We start from the raw sequence: 14,982 nt of genomic DNA on the forward strand, positions 1-14,982 counted from the left end.
GAACGCGCATGTCCGCACCCACGGACGTCCGGCGACCCCGGACGACCCCAGAACCCCCGAACGACCCGGCCGAACAGGTCGTCATCGACGTCCCCGCGAGCGAGCGGGGCGGCGAGCGACCCGGCACCGGAGCGGCGTCCGACCCCCGCGGCCGTGGCGCCACCCGCCGCTCCGTCCGCCGTGTCGGCGAGCAGCGCGACCGTGACGAGCGCGGCCGTGACGACCGCGAGCAGCTCCAGCGCCTGACCGGCACCGCCGCCACCGGTCGGTCCCGCGCCGACACCCGGGCCCACAGCCCGGTGATGGTGCTGATCGTGCTGCTGGCGACGCTCGGCGTCGTCACCTACGCGGTGTTCCTCCTCAACCCCGCGAACCGCGGCGACTTCCTGCCCTACGGCCTGGTCATCGTGGCGGAGAGCGTCCTCGTCGGGCAGTCGCTGCTGTCGATGTGGACGATCCTGTCCGGTGGCTCGGACCCCCGCGACTTCGCGTTCCACAACACCCAGGACACGATGTTCGACCTGGACGAGATCGACCGCGAGGGGCTCACGAACCGCAGCCACCTGTGGCCGATGCGGGTCCGTGGCAAGCGTGTCGTCGTCGACGTGTTCATCACGGTCTACGGCGAGGAGCTGACGAAGATCGCGGCCACCGTCGCCGCCGCAGTCGCGATGCGCGGCGAGCACCGCACCTGGATCCTCGACGACGGCCGGAGCGACGACGTGCGGGCCCTGGCGGACCGCCTCGGCGCGCGGTACGTCCGGCGCCTGTCCTCGAACGGCGCGAAGGCGGGCAACATCAACCACGCCCTGACCCTGGCGAAGGGCGACTACTTCGCGGTGTTCGACGCTGACTTCGTCCCCGGCAAGGACTTCCTGTTCGAGACCGTGCCGTTCTTCGCGGACGGGTCGATCGCGTTCGTGCAGACGCCGCAGACCTACGGCAACCTGCACAACCTCGTCTCCCGCGGCGCCGGCTACATGCAGACGGTGTTCTACCGCTTCATCCAGCCCGGCCGGAACCGCTTCAACGCGGCCTTCTGCGTCGGCACGAACGTCATCTTCCGTCGCGCCGCGATCGACGACGTCGGTGGCATCCACACCGACTCGAAGTCCGAGGACGTCTGGACGAGCCTGCACCTGCACGAGCGCGGCTGGAAGTCGGTCTTCATCCCGATGACCCTCGCGGTCGGTGACGCCCCCGAGACGATCGAGGCGTACAGCAAGCAGCAGCTCCGCTGGGCGACCGGCGGGTTCGAGATCCTGCTCACGCACTTCCCGTTCAACCCGAAGCGCAAGCTGACGATGGACCAGCGCCTGCAGTACTTCGTGACGGCGAGCTTCTACCTGACCGGCATCGTGCCCGGACTGCTGCTGCTCGTCCCGCCGCTCGAGATCTTCTTCGACCTCCGACCGATGAACATGTCGATCGGCGTGGGCGAGTGGGTGCTCTTCTACCTGGGCTTCTACCTCATGCAGGTCGTCCTGGCGTTCTACGCGCTCGGGTCGTTCCGCTACGAGACGCTGCTGCTCGCGGCGGTGTCGTTCCCGATCTACGCACGTGCGCTGTGGAACGTCCTCTGCGGGAAGGAGCAGGCGTGGCACGTCACCGGAGCCGGTCGAGGCCGGGCGCCGTCACCGTTCAACTTCATCGTGCCCCAGGTGCTCGTCTTCGTGTTCCTGTCCCTGACGAGCGTCGTCGCGATCTGGCGTGACGTCTCGAACGGACAACTGACCCTGGCGACCGCGTGGAACATCACGAACTCGCTCATCTTCGGCGCGTTCATCATCACCGCGTTCCGTGAGCAGTCGGCGAACCGTCGGGCGGCCCGCCAGGAGCGCGACGCCGACACCGCGCCGGTGCTCGTGCTCGCCGCCGCTGCCGGGCTCGAGCCCGCACCGGCCCTCCGGACCCAGGTGGTCCGACCCGACTCGCTGCAGCCCGCACGCGACGTGATCACCGCGAGTGCCGCCTCCGGCACCCCGACCCCCGTGGAGGTCGCCTCGTGACCTGGACCAACCGACTCCGTCTGTACGGCGGCATCCTCGTGGTGCTCGTCATCGTGGCGGCGTGCACGCTCGTCTTCAACCAGCGGCAGAGCGCCGTCGCCAGCACCTCGGCCGCGATCACCGCGCAGGAGTACGCCGTCGGCACCGACTACGGCGGGACCGTCACCGAGGAGTACGTCGAAGAGGGCGACACCGTCCAGGAGGGCGAGAAGCTGATGCAGGTCCAGAGCCTGCAGCTCGCCCAGGACATCCGGAAGGGCGTCGTCGGCGCGAACACGAAGACGAGCGCCTACGAGATCGCCCCGGACGGCCTCATCACGTTCAAGGCCGAGGTCTCCGGCACCGTCGCGAAGCTCGACGTGAAGGCCGGCGGCTACGTCCAGGCCGGTTCCGAGCTGGGGACCATCCACAAGTCCCAGAGCCTGTTCGTGACGTCGGAGTTCCTCGTCAGCGCCCGCGACTACGGACGGATCGCCGACGGCGCGACCGTGGACCTGCTCCTGCCGAACGACCGCTCGCTCGAGGGCAAGGTCAAGAACGTCAGCGTCGTCACCGACGGTGACGGCCAGGCGAAGACGACCGTGTCGGTGGAGAGTCCGGAGCTGTCGGCCTCGCCGTCCTCCGGTGTCACCAGCCCGGGCACGCCCGTTGATGCGACCCTGCACCTCCGCGACGACGGTCGTCTGTCAGGCGTCACCGACGGCTTCCGCGACTTCCTCCGGCAGATCGGCCTGTGACGGTGCGGTTCCGCGTCGGCGCCGTCGCCCTGGTGGCCGCGTCAGCACTCGTGCTCACCGCCTGCACCGGCACCGGCGGTGAGACCGGGACGGGAGGCTCCGACCGGGCCACCGGGATGGCGTCACCCTCCGTGGACGGTGCGGCCCAGCAGCGGGCCGTCGAGGCGCTCGGCTCGGTCACGAAGACCACCGCGGGCACGATGCGTCTCGCCGACGGCCTGGTCCCGCCCACGAACCGGTGGTTCTCCGGCCTCGTCCACGGCCCAGCGCCACAGCCCGTCTTCCCGACACCGATCTCGTGGCAGGTGACCGACGACGGGTTCGCCGCCGGCCTGCCCGTCGTCAGCGCGACCGAGAAGACGATCGCCGGCGGTGCCGTGCAGCAGGTCGGCCTGGACCTCGGTTCGGACCGCACCCTGGTGTCCGCGTACGACCAGGTGTCCGTCACGGTCGAGCACCGGAAGGGCTCCACCGTCCTCGGCCACACCGTGCTCGCGCAGGGCTCACCCCTCGTCTCGTACACCGCGGAGACCGCGCAGTCCGTCACCGCCACGGGGACGGTCTCCGACACGACCGACGGTCCGGACGGCACGACGACGGGCACCATCACCGCCGACGGCCGCACCTGGGGCGTCGTCACCACCGGTGACGTCAGCGGCAGTGGCATCCGCCTCGCCGCCGGCGGCTCGGTCGTGCTCTTCCCAGTGCCGGACGACGCCACCGCGAAGCAGGTCAGAGCGCTGTCCGTGGCCGCCGCGTCGCCCCTGACCGAGGTCACGATGGCCCGTTCGTCCACCGGCACCGCGTCCGACGGCGAGCAGCGGACCGCGCTCGGATACCGCACCGCCGCGAGGGGGAAGACCCTCATCGTGCCGCAACCCGGCCAGGGGACCACGGGCCTCAGCTGCACCGGACTGCACTACGCGACCATCACCGGGGACGCACCCGTCTGCACCGGTGAAGTGCTGCGGATCGCGGCACCGAGCCTCCCGGCCGCGGACCGGCTCGACCTGTCCGGCCTGACGTCGGCGCAGCGTGCCATCCTCGTCGCACAGGTCCGTGCGGACGCCGGCGGGGTGTCCGAGGCGTCCTTCGGCGCCGACAGCTACGGCGGCGGCAAGGACCTGTACCGGGTCGCGAACCTGTACCGGCTCGCCACACAGCTCGACCTGGACGACGTCGCCGCCGGCCTCAAGCAGCAACTCGTCGCGCAGATCGACCAGTGGACCGACCCCGACGGGTGTGGCGTCAGCGGCACCCGGTGCTTCGCCTACGACGACACCGTGAAGGGGCTCGTCGGACAGGCGCCCTCGTTCGGCTCGGACGAGTTCAACGACCACCACTTCCACTACGGGTACCTGCTGTCCGCAGCCGCCATCGTGGCGGACGGGTCGGACGACCTCGTCGTGAAGTGGAAGCCGGTCCTCGACCTGGTGGCGGATGACATCGCGTCCCCCGAGGCGACGAAGTCGTTCCCGGAGCTCCGCGTGTACGACCCGTACGCACAGCACTCCTGGGCCTCCGGGTACTCGCCGTTCGCGGACGGGAACAACCAGGAGTCGTCGTCCGAGGCGGTGTCGGCCTGGAACGGGCTCGCCCGCTGGGGACAGGTCTCCGGCTCCCGAGCCACCGAACGACTCGGCGACTGGCTGCTGGCGAACGAGGCTGCATCAGCGCGGCGCGATGTCCTCGACCCGGACCTGCGCACGTTCCCCGGGTTCCAGCACACCGTCGTCTCCCTGAACTGGGGCGGCAAGCGCGACCACGCCACCTGGTTCAGCGCGGACCCGGCGGCACCGGCCGGCATCGAGCTCATCCCGATGCCCGCCGTCGCCGCGGACTACGTGGCCGCCGGCGGCAAGCAGCAGATCGGGAAGGTGCTCGACGAAGCCGTCCCGGAGGGCGACTACGCGGTGCAGTTCGGTGACTACCTGCTCATGTACCGGGCGCTGGCGTCCGGCAGTCAGGCGAAGGCGGCGCTCGCCGTCGCCCGGGACCTGCCGGCGGAGGACATCGACACCGGCAACACCCGGTCGTACCTGCTCGCCTGGATCATGTCGCACGAGTAGCGCGAGTCGGTGTGCCGGAGCCACAGGACGCACTCCTGGGCTCCGGCACACCTGCGTCCGCCTACCGTCCACGCCATGACCATGCGCGCGAAGACCACTGCCACCCTCGTCGGCCTCGCCACCATCGGCATGCTGCTCGGCGGCTGCTCGAACGCCGGCGCCCAGAACGGCGACCCCGTGGCGAAAGTCCCGGGCTCGGAGGAGTCCGCCGCCCGCACGGACCCGGGTCAGCGCAACAGCGCCCCGTGCCAGGTCGCCTCGAGCGCTGCCGTCGACGCTGTGGACAAGGCGGTGGGGCCGCACGACAACACGGACGTCGCGAGCGTCACGAAGGGCGATGCCGGCTGGTACCTCGGCGTCTCGGTCGCCCCGAACCAGAGCGATGACCCCAACGACGACGAGGTCGCGATCTTCGGCACCGAGTCCGACCCCACCGCTGAGGACTTCGACGGCATGGTCGTGCCGGTGAACAAGGTCGCCGAGGACGTCGTTGCCGACGAGAGCACCGCGACCGCCGCGCCGTCCGACTTCTCCGAGACCTCGGACGCCGCGAAGCAGGTCCAGAGCTGCATCGTCGAGGCCGTCGACCACTGACCCACCGCCGGGGGCCCGGGCCGGACCGGGCTGCTCCGTCCGGCCCGGCTCAGGTCTGGCAGCGCGGGCACCAGTAGGTGTCCCGCAGGGTGAGTTCCGACTCGCCCAGATCCCCGGACCGCACCCGGGTCCCGCAGCGCAGGCACGGCTTGCCGGCTCGGTTGTAGACCCAGAAACGCTGTCCCGGCCGGTCGACGCCCGTGGTCACCCGGTTGCTCCGGTCGCGGTTCGCGACGATCAGCCGGGAGGCCATGGTCACCATCCGCGCCGGGTCCCGCACCTCGCTGACCGGCCGGGTGGGCAGCACGCCCCGCAGGAAGCAGAGCTCGTTCCGGTAGACGTTGCCGAGCCCCGCCATCACCCGCTGGTCGAGGAGCGCCAGCCCGACGGGCCGGTCCGGCTCCGCGGTGAGGTTCGCGAGGGCGACGTCGGGGTCCCAGTCCGGCCCGAGCAGGTCCGGTCCGAGGTGCCCGACGACCTCGGACTCCCGGTCGCGCGGCACGACCTCGAGGACACCGAGGGTGAAGCCCACGGTCGAGACGTCGGCGGCGTCGAGGACGACCCGTGCCTGGAACGCCGGCCGTCGCCAGCGCTCACCGGGAGCGTAGACGTCCCACCGACCCTCCATCTTGAGGTGCGAGTGCACGGTCAGATCGCCGATCCGGTGCAGCAGGTGCTTGCCGCGCGGGACGACTTCGTCCACGGTGCGGCCGACCAGGTCGAGCGTGGCGAACGCCGGCACCCGGAAGTCGCTGCGAGTGAGGACCTTGCCGGCCAGCGCGGTGTGCAGCCGTGCCGCGGCGCGGAAGACGGTGTCGCCCTCAGGCACGGTCCACCTCAAGCACGGAGTCGCAGCCCTTGCGGGGTGGCGGTGAAGCCGGCGGTGCGGAGGGCGTCGCCGAGCGGGGCCTCGAGCACGAAGACCCCGTCGACCCGTTCGACGGACAGCTTGCCGAGCCCGCTCCGGACGGTCGCCGCGATCGACGTGGCGGCTGCCGCCAGGTCGGCCGGGTCCTCCGTGAAGGTCAACACGCTCTTGCCGCCGCGCTCGACGTAGACGGCCAGCCGCCCGTCGACGAGCACGACGAGCGCACCGGCCTTGCGACCCGGACGGTGTCCGCGGGCACCGCCCTTCGCGGCGGCGGTGCTCACGCTGGTCTGTGCGACCGGCCCGACACCGGCTGCCGCGGGGTCGGCTGCGGTGGGGTCGTCGGGGTCGACCGCTGCGGCGTCGTGCGGCCATGGCAGGGCCGCACCGAAGGGGTTCGCCGGGTCGGTGGCGGACAGCGTCAGGGCTTCGCGTGCCCGGTCGGGGTCGGCGCGCTCCTCGTCGTCCAGGTCACGGGCGTACGTGCGGAGGCGGTCGACGGTCGGCCCGGTGGCGAACTGCGCGGCGCCGAGCCCCTCGACGAAGTACCCGCGTCGGGCGCGGCCGGACTCCTCGAACTTCGCCAGGACGCGGTAGACCCCGGCGAAGCCGCCCCGGACGCCCTCGACCTGGACGGCACCACGGGTGACGACGCCGTACCGCTCCAACAGCAGTTCGGCGGTCGCCGCCGCCCGGACGGTGGCGTCGGGTTCGGCGAGCGGCAGCAACGACCAGCGTCCGCCGACGTTCGGCGGACCGGACTGCGTCGGCAGCGTCGGGCGGCGCCGCCCCCGGTAGGCGCGGGTGCGCGGCGCGCTGGAGGACCGGGCCTTGCCGCCGAGCATCGCCCGGAGTGGCGCGAACGTGTCGTTGGTGATCTGGCCGGCCCAGACCAGGTCCCACAGCGCGGTGGTCAGGGCGGAGTCGTCGGTGCTGCCGACGGCCTGGCCGAGCTGCCGGAAGAAGTACGCGCCGCCGCCGGCGAGGGCGCCGAGGACGTCCCGCTGCAGCTCGGTGGTCTCGTCTCCCGCGGCCTCGGCGAGGGTGGTCGCGGCGGTCTCCGCGAGGTGCAGCCGGACCCAGCCGTCGTTGCCGGGCAGGGTGCCGCCGCCGGACCAGAGCACCTCGCCGGTGGCGGTCAGCTCGTCGAGCATGCTCGGGGCGTAGTCGGAGACGCGGGAGGGCAGCACGAGCGACTCCCACGAACTCGCCGGCAGGGCGACCCCGGAGAGCTGGTCGACGACCTGCAGCACGCCGTCGATGCCGCGCAGGCCGCCGCGCGCACCGGGCACGCGGACGTGCTGCCAGGCGGGCAGGAAGCGGGCCAAAGCGTCCGGGGCGACCGGCTCGACCTCGTGCCGGAGTGCCGCGAGCGACTTCGTGCGGATACGCCGGAGCACCTCGGAGTCGCACCACTCGGCGCCCTGGCGGTCCGGGCGGAACTCGCCCTCGACCAGGCGACGGTCGGCGGTCAGTCGGCGCAGCGTGTCCTGCACGACGGCGACGCCGAGGCCGAGGCGTGTTGCGGCCTCGTGCGCGCCGAACGGGCCGTGGCTGCGGGCGTACCGGCCGACCAGGTCCCCGAGCGGGTCCGCGACCGGCTCGACGAAGGCGGTGGGCACGCCGATCGGCAGCGGCACCCCGAGGGCGTCGCGGAGCCGGGAGGCGTCCTCGATCACGGCCCAGCGCGTGGCCCCGGCGTGCGAGAACGCCAGGACCCGACGGTCGCGCTCGAGTCCTCCGAGCGCCGTCCGGAGCGTTGCATGGGCGTCGGCCCGGTCGGTGGCCTCGGCCAGCCAGCTCCGGTCGACCAGCTCGTCGAGGTCCAGCGCACCGACGAGCCGCAGCACGTCGACCATGCCCTCGACATCGCGGGCGCGGCGGTCCGGGGAGAGTCGCTGCAGGTCGCGTTCGACGCTGTCGATGACGGCCGGGTCGAGGAGCTCACGGAGTTCCGCGCGACCGAGCAGTTCGCTGAGCAGGGTCGAGTCGAGCGACAGTGCGGCGGCCCGGCGTTCGGCGAGCGGGGAGTCGCCCTCGTACATGAACGCGGCGACGTACCCGAACAGCAGGGTGCGGGCGAAGGGCGAGGGCTGCTCGGTCTCGCTCTCGACCAGGCGGATCCGTCGTCGGGCGATCTCGTCCGCGATGCCGAGGAGGGCGGGGACGTCGTACACGTCCTGCAGCACTTCGCGCACGGTCTCGAGCAGGATCGGGAACGTCGGGTACTTCTGCGCCACCTCGAGCAGCTGGGACGCCCGCTGCCGCTGCTGCCAGAGCGGTGATCGGCGTCCGGGGTCACGGCGGGGGAGCAGGAGTGCGCGGGCCGCGCACTCGCGGAAGCGTGCGGCGAACAGCGCGGAACCGCCGACCTCGTCGGTGACGATCGTCTCGAGGTCGTCGCGCTCGAAGACGAACAGTTCCGCCCCGGGAGGCTCGGCGTCCGTCTCCGGGATCCGCACGACGATGCCGTCGTCCGCGGCCATGGCGCCGCCGTCGATCCCGTGCCGCTCGCGCAGTCGGGCAGCGACCGCGAGGGCCCATGGCGCGTGCACGGTCATGCCGTAGGGGGAGTGCAGGATGAGCCGCCAGTCGCCGAGTTCGTCGCGGAAGCGCTCGACGACGAGCGTGGTGTCGCTCGGCACGTGCCCGGTGGCGGCGCGCTGGTCGCGGAGGAAGGTGATGAGGTTCGTCACGGCACGCTCGTCCAGCCCGCCGGCGGCGACGCGGCTGCGGGCGTCCTCGTCGGACGCGGACTCCACTTCACGGACGAAGGCACCGGTGGCGCGACCGAGCTCGGCCGGTCGTCCCAACCCGTCGCCCTTCCAGAACGGCACCCGGCCGGGCTGTCCGAACGCGGGGCTGACCAGGACCCGGTCGTGGGTGATCTCCTCGATCCGCCAGCTGGTGGCACCGAGGGCGAAGACGTCGCCGACGCGGGACTCGTAGACCATCTCCTCGTCGAGTTCACCGACGCGGGAGGCCCGTTCACCGACCATGAAGACGCCGAACATGCCGCGGTCCGGGATCGTGCCGCCGCTCGTCACCGCCAGGCGCTGGGCCCCGGGACGTCCGGTGAGGGTGCCGTGCACGCGGTCCCAGACCAGGCGCGGCCGGAGTTCGGCGAACTCGTCGCTCGGGTAGCGGCCGGTGACCAGGTCGAGCGTGGCCTCGAACGCCGACCGGGGCAGGCTGCTGAACGGGGCACTGCGGCGGACGAGCTCGAACCAGTGCTCGACGTCGACGGTGTCGATGGCCCCGGCGGCGACGGTGTGCTGCGCGAGGACGTCGAGCGGGTTCGCGGGGACGGAGATCGACTCGATCTGCCCTGCGACCATCCGCTCGACGGTCACGGCGCTGTTGACCAGGTCGGCCCGGTGCTTCGGGAAGAGCACGCCGCGCGAGATCTCGCCGACCTGGTGCCCGGCACGGCCGACGCGTTGCAGGCCGCTCGCCACCGAGGGTGGTGCCTCCACCTGGATGACGAGGTCGACCTCGCCCATGTCGATGCCGAGTTCGAGCGAACTGGTGGCCACCACACATCGGAGTCGCCCGGACTTCAGGTCGTCCTCGATGATCGCGCGCTGGTCCTTCGACACCGAGCCGTGGTGCGCACGGGCGAGCACCGGGACGGTCCGGTCGGAGCCACCGCCGTCGGTCTGGCCGGACCCACCGATCAACTGCGCGGGCGGACGCGTCGGGGCCGGTCGCGCCGCTGGTCGGGCAGCGGGCAGGTCGTCGTCCTCGGGCACGACCCCCGCGGGGACCAGGACCCCGTCGCCGGCTGCGGCCAGGGCCCGTTCCTCGTGGATCTCGTTGAGTCGAGCGGTCAGCCGTTCGGCGAGCCGCCGGGAGTTGGCGAAGACGATCGTCGACCGGTGCTGTTCGACCAGGTCGACGACGGATTCCTCGACGTGCGGCCAGATCGACCCGTTCGTCGGCCCGGAGGTCGCGTCCGCCCCGACCGGCGGTGCGCCGAGTTCGGTCATGTCGTCGACCGGCACGACCACGCGCAGGTCGAAGGTCTTCTGCGCGGGCGGGGCGATGATCTGCACGGGAGCTCGACCGCCGAGGAACCGGGCGACCTCTTCGGCGGGGCGGACCGTCGCCGACAACCCGATGCGCTGCACGGGCTTCTCGAGCAGGTCGTCGAGGCGCTCGAGGGAGACGGCGAGGTGGGCGCCGCGCTTCGACGCCGCGACCGCGTGCACCTCGTCCACGATGACCGTGTCGACGTTCACCAGGGTCTCGCGCGCCTTCGACGTCAGCATCAGGTAGAGGGACTCGGGCGTGGTGATGAGGATGTCCGGTGGCAGTCGGAGCAGCTTCTGTCGGTCGGACGAGGGGGTGTCACCGCTCCGCACGCCGACGGTGACGTCCGGCGGTTCGAGGCCGAGCCGCTTGGCCGTCTGGGTGATCCCGACGAGCGGCGAGCGCAGGTTCCGCTCGACGTCGACGCCGAGCGCCTTGAGCGGTGAGACGTAGAGCACCCGGGTGCGCTGCTTGGCGGGCGGGGTGTCCGACGCCGAGATCAGCCGGTCGATCGACCACAGGAACGAAGCCAGGGTCTTGCCGGAGCCCGTCGGGGCGATGACCAGAGCGTGCTGCCCGGTGGAGATGGCGTCCCACGCCCCGGCCTGCGCAGCCGTCGGTTCGCGGAAGGCCCCTCGGAACCACTCGGCGGTGGCGGGGGAGAAGCGCTCGAAGACGTCCGTCATGGTCCGCTCCATCCTGCTCCTGACCACCGACAGGAGGCCATGCGGATCGATGCTTGACAACGAGAACACCAACGATCTATCGTTACAGCATCGCGAGCGGTCTTGGACCCATCGCGAACCAACTTCACGAAAGGAGTCGTCATGCGCCCCATGAACGACGAGAACAGTTCCACGTCCCCCCGCGACCCCTTCGGTCGCGGCTCCCGCGGGCCGCGCTTCGGCAGCGCCCGACAGCACCACGGTGCCGGGTTCCCCGGCCGTGACCACGGTGACCACGAACACGGCCGCGGTGGCCGGGGCTTCGGTCCCGGCTTCGGCGGCCCGGGGTTCGGCGGACCGGGCTTCGGCCCCGGGTTCGGCGGCGGCTTCGGTCCGGGCTTCGGCCCCGGCCGCGAGCGCCGTCGCCGCGGCGACGTCCGCCTCGCCATCCTCGGGCTCCTCGCCGAGGGCCCGCAGAACGGCTACGCCGTCATCAAGACGATCGCCGAGCGCACCGGCGGCGCCTGGAAGCCCAGTCCCGGCTCGGTCTACCCGACGCTCCAGCAGCTCGTCGACGAAGAGCTCGTGGTCTCCACGGGCGACGGTCGGAAGACCCTGTTCGAGCTCACCGACGCCGGTCGGGCCGAGGCCGAGGCCAAGGCCGACGAGATCGCCGCCGCGTGGGAGTCCACGCCCGGCATGCCGGACTCGCAGCGCGAGTTCTTCGAGGCCCTCCGGAAGCTCGTGGGCGTGGTCCACGTGTTCCGCACGAGCGCGACCGAGGAGCAGACGAAGGCCGCCACCGAGAAGATCGACGGCCTGCGCCGCGACCTGCTCCAGGTCCTCAGCGACTGAGCGGTCCGCACCGCAGCACCACAGTCCGGGCGGGAGGCTCGTTGCCAGCTGGCAACAGGCCTCCCGTCCGTTCGTCGCGAGCGGTCGGTGTCCACAGAAGCCGCGCCGGGGGCCGTTTCCGCGACCGGGCCTGGTAGGAACGGTGCATGTCCTCGCTGCGCACCCCCGATCCCGATCCCGACTCCGGCTCCGGCTGGCTGTCGGACGAGGAGCTCGCGTCCGTCCGCCGTCGTCTCCCGATCACCTACGTCGAGGCGGTGCCGGTGCGCCTGGACGGCCTCGGGGTCGTGACCGAGGTCGGGGTGCTGCTGCGGGTGTCGCCGAGCGGGTCGATCGCCCGGACGCTGGTCTCCGGCCGCGTGATGTACGGCGAGTCGATCCGCACCGCACTGTTCCGCCACCTCGAGAAGGACCTCGGGCCGATGGCGTTCCCGCAGCTGCCGGCGAGCCCGAACCCCTTCACGGTCGCCGAGTACTTCCCGCTGCCCGGAGCCTCGGTCTACACGGACGAGCGGCAGCACGCGATCTCCCTGGCGTACGTCGTCCCCGTCACCGGGACGTGCGAGCCGCGGCAGGACGCCCTCGAGCTCACCTGGATGAGCCCGATGGAGGCCGCGTCCGACGCTGTCGCGGACGAGATGGAGGGCGGTCGCGGCACGCTCCTCCGCGCCGGCCTCGCCTCGGTCGGCGCGCTGCACTGACCGCTGGGACGCGTCCGGGCCCATGAACGACGAAGCCCATGAACGACGAAGCCCACGAACGACGAAGCCCCCGGATCCGATCGGATCCGGGGGCTTCGCAGCGTGGTACGAGACCGGCTTCGTTACTTGTCGTTCTTGAAGCTGTCAGCGACGCCGTGGGCTGCGTCCTTCACGTCCGTGACGCCCTGCTTGGCCGAGGCCTTGCCCTGGTCGGTCTGACCCTCGGCCTTCAGGCGGTCGTTGTCCGTGGCGTTGCCGAAGCCTTCCTTGGCCTTGCCAGCCGCCTTTTCAGCGGCGTTCTTGATGTCTTCGATCCCAGCCATGTGCGCTCCTCTCGACAACGGAAAGTTCCCCGACGGCTGCTCGCGCACCCGCCGGTGACCAGAACCGTACGCGCGCGATCCGCGCGCTTCGGAGGAAGCGTCCAGGACCGGGGTCAGCGGCCGGAGCCGGCCGGACGGGAGGCGCGGCGCGAGCCACCACGACGGCCTGCGGGAGCAGCGTCGTCGCGCGGGGCACGGCCGGCGCTGTAGCCGCCGTCCGAGGACCAGACCGACGCCGAGCCACCGCGGGTGGTGTCGGAACCGGCACGGCGCGGGGCACCGCCACGCTGACCGGCCGAGGCGCCACGACGGTCGTCACGACCGGCGCCCTCGGCGCGACCGCCACGGCGTGCGCCGGAACCGGTCGACTCGGAACCGGCGGCGGAACGACCGGCGGAGGACGAGCCTCCAGACCGGCCACCGGTGCCACCGGCGGGGGCGCCACGACCACGCGAGCGGCCACGGCCCTGGCCGGCGGCGTCACCGGACGACTGGCGGCGCGGCTGCTGCTGCTGGGGCGCCGGGGTGGTGTCCTCGCGGTACGGGGCGACCTCGCCGACGAGCTCGGTGACGGCCGCGGAGGTCGCGGTGACGTGCTGCGGGGTGACCTTGATCGCGGCGGCACGCATCATCTGCGCGACGTCGCGACGCTCGGCGGGCATCGTCACGGTGACGACGTCACCTGACGAACCGGCACGGGCGGTGCGGCCGGAGCGGTGCAGGTACGCCTTGTGCTCGGTCGGCGGGTCGACGTGCACGACGAGCTCGACGGCGTCGACGTGCACACCGCGGGCGGCCACGTCGGTCGCGACGAGGACCAGCGCGTCGCCGGAGGAGAACCGGGCGAGGTTCCGCTCGCGGGCACCCTGCGACAGGTTGCCCTGCAGGTCGACGGCCGGGATGCCCTGGCTGGAGAGCTGCTTGGCGAGGCGCTTGGCGTGGTGCTTCGTGCGCATGAAGAGGATGCGACGGCCGGTGCCGGAGGCGAGGGCCTTGACCAGGTCCTTCTTGGCGTCGGCGTCCGCGACCTCGAAGAGGTGGTGGGTCATCGCCTCGACGGGGCTGTTCTCGTCGTCGACCGAGTGCATCACCGGGTCGTGCAGGAACTTCTTGACGAGCTTGTCCACGCCGTTGTCGAGCGTGGCGGAGAACAGCAGACGCTGGCCCTTGACCGGGGTCGCCTGCATGATCTTGGTGACGCCGGGCAGGAAGCCCATGTCCGCCATGTGGTCGGCCTCGTCGAGGACGGTGACCTCGATGGCGTCCAGGTGCACGTGGCCCTGCTGCATGAGGTCCGCCAGGCGGCCCGGGCAGGCCACGACGATGTCGACGCCGCGGTTCAGTGCCTCGACCTGACGGCCCTGACCCACACCACCGAAGATGGTCGTCGTGTTCAGGCCCATCGCCTTGGCGAGGGGGGCGAGGGTCGCGTCGATCTGCGTCGCGAGCTCGCGGGTCGGTGCGAGCACGAGGGCGCGGGGGCGACCGGCGCGACGGTTGCGGGCCGACGCGGCGAGACGGGCGGCGAGGGGGATCGCGAAGGCGATCGTCTTGCCGGAACCCGTGCGGCCGCGGCCGAGCACGTCCTTGCCCTTGAGGGAGTCGGGCAGGGTGTCGACCTGGATCGGGAAGGCGTTCTCCTTGCCCTGGGCGACGAGGACGTCGACCATCGGCGTGGGGACACCGAGGTCGGCGAACCGGACGTCGGTGCTGTCAGCACTCTGGGTGGTGTTCTGGGTGGTCATGGTGACCTCTCGGGCCCGTGAGGGCCGGAAGGGCGCGCGGTCGAGGCCGGCGCGGGCGGGAGCGCATCCGCTCAGCGGTCCGGGTCCGGGAGGACGTCGGCGCTGGAGTGCGGGTGCTGTCGCCGCAGCAGAGAGCCTGGCACCGGGATCTGCGCCACCGGACGGGTTCCGGGGCGAGGGTGGTGCACGATACACATCGGTGTCGGTTCCGCGGGAGTCACGTGGACTCGTGCGGGACACCGGGAGGTTTCGGGGGCGTCCGTACGACGCACGAGGCGATCGGTGCCTCGAGTGGTCCCAGCATAGCGGGCTCGGGCGTCGGAACGGGAGGGGTGTTCGCGGCGAGCGTGGCGATGCGGCCTCCTGCACGGTGGCACGAGCGGG

General features: G+C 72.0%; 10 protein-coding genes. 6 read left to right on the forward strand and 4 right to left on the reverse strand.

Annotated elements, in window-relative coordinates:
• The first annotated feature begins 8 nt into the window (after positions 1–8).
• From DEJ31_RS05665 to DEJ31_RS05680, 4 genes are all read left to right on the forward strand, one after another.
• Entirely contained in the window at positions 9–2,009 is a 2,001-nt protein-coding gene (locus tag DEJ31_RS05665; RefSeq protein WP_258366180.1) for a cellulose synthase catalytic subunit, read from the forward strand.
• Positions 2,006–2,746 carry an HlyD family secretion protein gene (locus DEJ31_RS05670; RefSeq protein WP_110903663.1) on the forward strand — a complete coding sequence of 247 codons (741 nt, stop codon included), beginning with the start codon at positions 2,006–2,008 and terminating at the stop codon, positions 2,744–2,746. The genes DEJ31_RS05665 and DEJ31_RS05670 overlap by 4 nt, the downstream gene beginning before the upstream one ends.
• Positions 2,743–4,815 (forward strand): glycosyl hydrolase, encoded by a 2,073-nt coding sequence (locus DEJ31_RS05675; protein WP_111121407.1) that lies wholly within the window; start codon positions 2,743–2,745, stop codon positions 4,813–4,815. The genes DEJ31_RS05670 and DEJ31_RS05675 overlap by 4 nt, the downstream gene beginning before the upstream one ends.
• 75 nt (positions 4,816–4,890) lie before the next feature.
• Positions 4,891–5,409, forward strand: coding sequence for a hypothetical protein (locus DEJ31_RS05680; RefSeq protein WP_110903665.1), 519 nt, complete (start codon positions 4,891–4,893; stop codon positions 5,407–5,409).
• 49 nt (positions 5,410–5,458) lie between these two features.
• Here DEJ31_RS05680 and DEJ31_RS05685 read toward each other — a convergent pair whose 3' ends face one another.
• Complete coding sequence (locus DEJ31_RS05685; protein ID WP_110903666.1) at positions 5,459–6,238, reverse strand: Fpg/Nei family DNA glycosylase; 780 nt, start codon at positions 6,236–6,238, stop codon at positions 5,459–5,461.
• Between the two features lie 8 nt (positions 6,239–6,246).
• Entirely contained in the window at positions 6,247–10,995 is a 4,749-nt protein-coding gene (locus DEJ31_RS05690; protein WP_111121535.1) for an ATP-dependent helicase, read from the reverse strand.
• Between the two features lie 150 nt (positions 10,996–11,145).
• Here DEJ31_RS05690 and DEJ31_RS05695 point away from each other — a divergent pair, with 150 nt between their 5' ends.
• Together DEJ31_RS05695 and DEJ31_RS05700 are read left to right on the forward strand one after the other, a co-directional pair.
• Positions 11,146–11,829 (forward strand): PadR family transcriptional regulator, encoded by a 684-nt coding sequence (locus DEJ31_RS05695; RefSeq protein ID WP_375537614.1) that lies wholly within the window; start codon positions 11,146–11,148, stop codon positions 11,827–11,829.
• Positions 11,830–11,975: 146 nt separating this feature from the next.
• Entirely contained in the window at positions 11,976–12,530 is a 555-nt protein-coding gene (locus DEJ31_RS05700; RefSeq protein ID WP_110903668.1) for an NUDIX hydrolase family protein, read from the forward strand.
• 122 nt (positions 12,531–12,652) lie between these two features.
• Here DEJ31_RS05700 and DEJ31_RS05705 read toward each other — a convergent pair whose 3' ends face one another.
• Positions 12,653–12,853 (reverse strand): CsbD family protein, encoded by a 201-nt coding sequence (locus tag DEJ31_RS05705; RefSeq protein WP_110824283.1) that lies wholly within the window; start codon positions 12,851–12,853, stop codon positions 12,653–12,655.
• A gap of 113 nt (positions 12,854–12,966) precedes the next feature.
• Positions 12,967–14,598, reverse strand: a complete 1,632-nt coding sequence (locus DEJ31_RS05710) for a DEAD/DEAH box helicase (protein ID WP_110903669.1) — start codon at positions 14,596–14,598, stop codon at positions 12,967–12,969.
• Positions 14,599–14,982: the final 384 nt, after the last annotated feature.

This window comes from Curtobacterium sp. MCPF17_031, assembly GCF_003234035.1.
Taxonomy (GTDB): domain Bacteria; phylum Actinomycetota; class Actinomycetes; order Actinomycetales; family Microbacteriaceae; genus Curtobacterium.

Coding starts and splice junctions, on each gene's coding strand:
- DEJ31_RS05705 (WP_110824283.1), bottom strand. CDS start 12,853: ATGGCTGGGATCGAAGACATCAAGAACGCCGCTGAAAAGGCGGCTGGC.
- DEJ31_RS05680 (WP_110903665.1), top strand. CDS start 4,891: ATGACCATGCGCGCGAAGACCACTGCCACCCTCGTCGGCCTCGCCACC.
- DEJ31_RS05690 (WP_111121535.1), bottom strand. CDS start 10,995: ATGACGGACGTCTTCGAGCGCTTCTCCCCCGCCACCGCCGAGTGGTTC.
- DEJ31_RS05710 (WP_110903669.1), bottom strand. CDS start 14,598: ATGACCACCCAGAACACCACCCAGAGTGCTGACAGCACCGACGTCCGG.
- DEJ31_RS05695 (WP_375537614.1), top strand. CDS start 11,146: ATGAACGACGAGAACAGTTCCACGTCCCCCCGCGACCCCTTCGGTCGC.
- DEJ31_RS05665 (WP_258366180.1), top strand. CDS start 9: ATGTCCGCACCCACGGACGTCCGGCGACCCCGGACGACCCCAGAACCC.
- DEJ31_RS05700 (WP_110903668.1), top strand. CDS start 11,976: ATGTCCTCGCTGCGCACCCCCGATCCCGATCCCGACTCCGGCTCCGGC.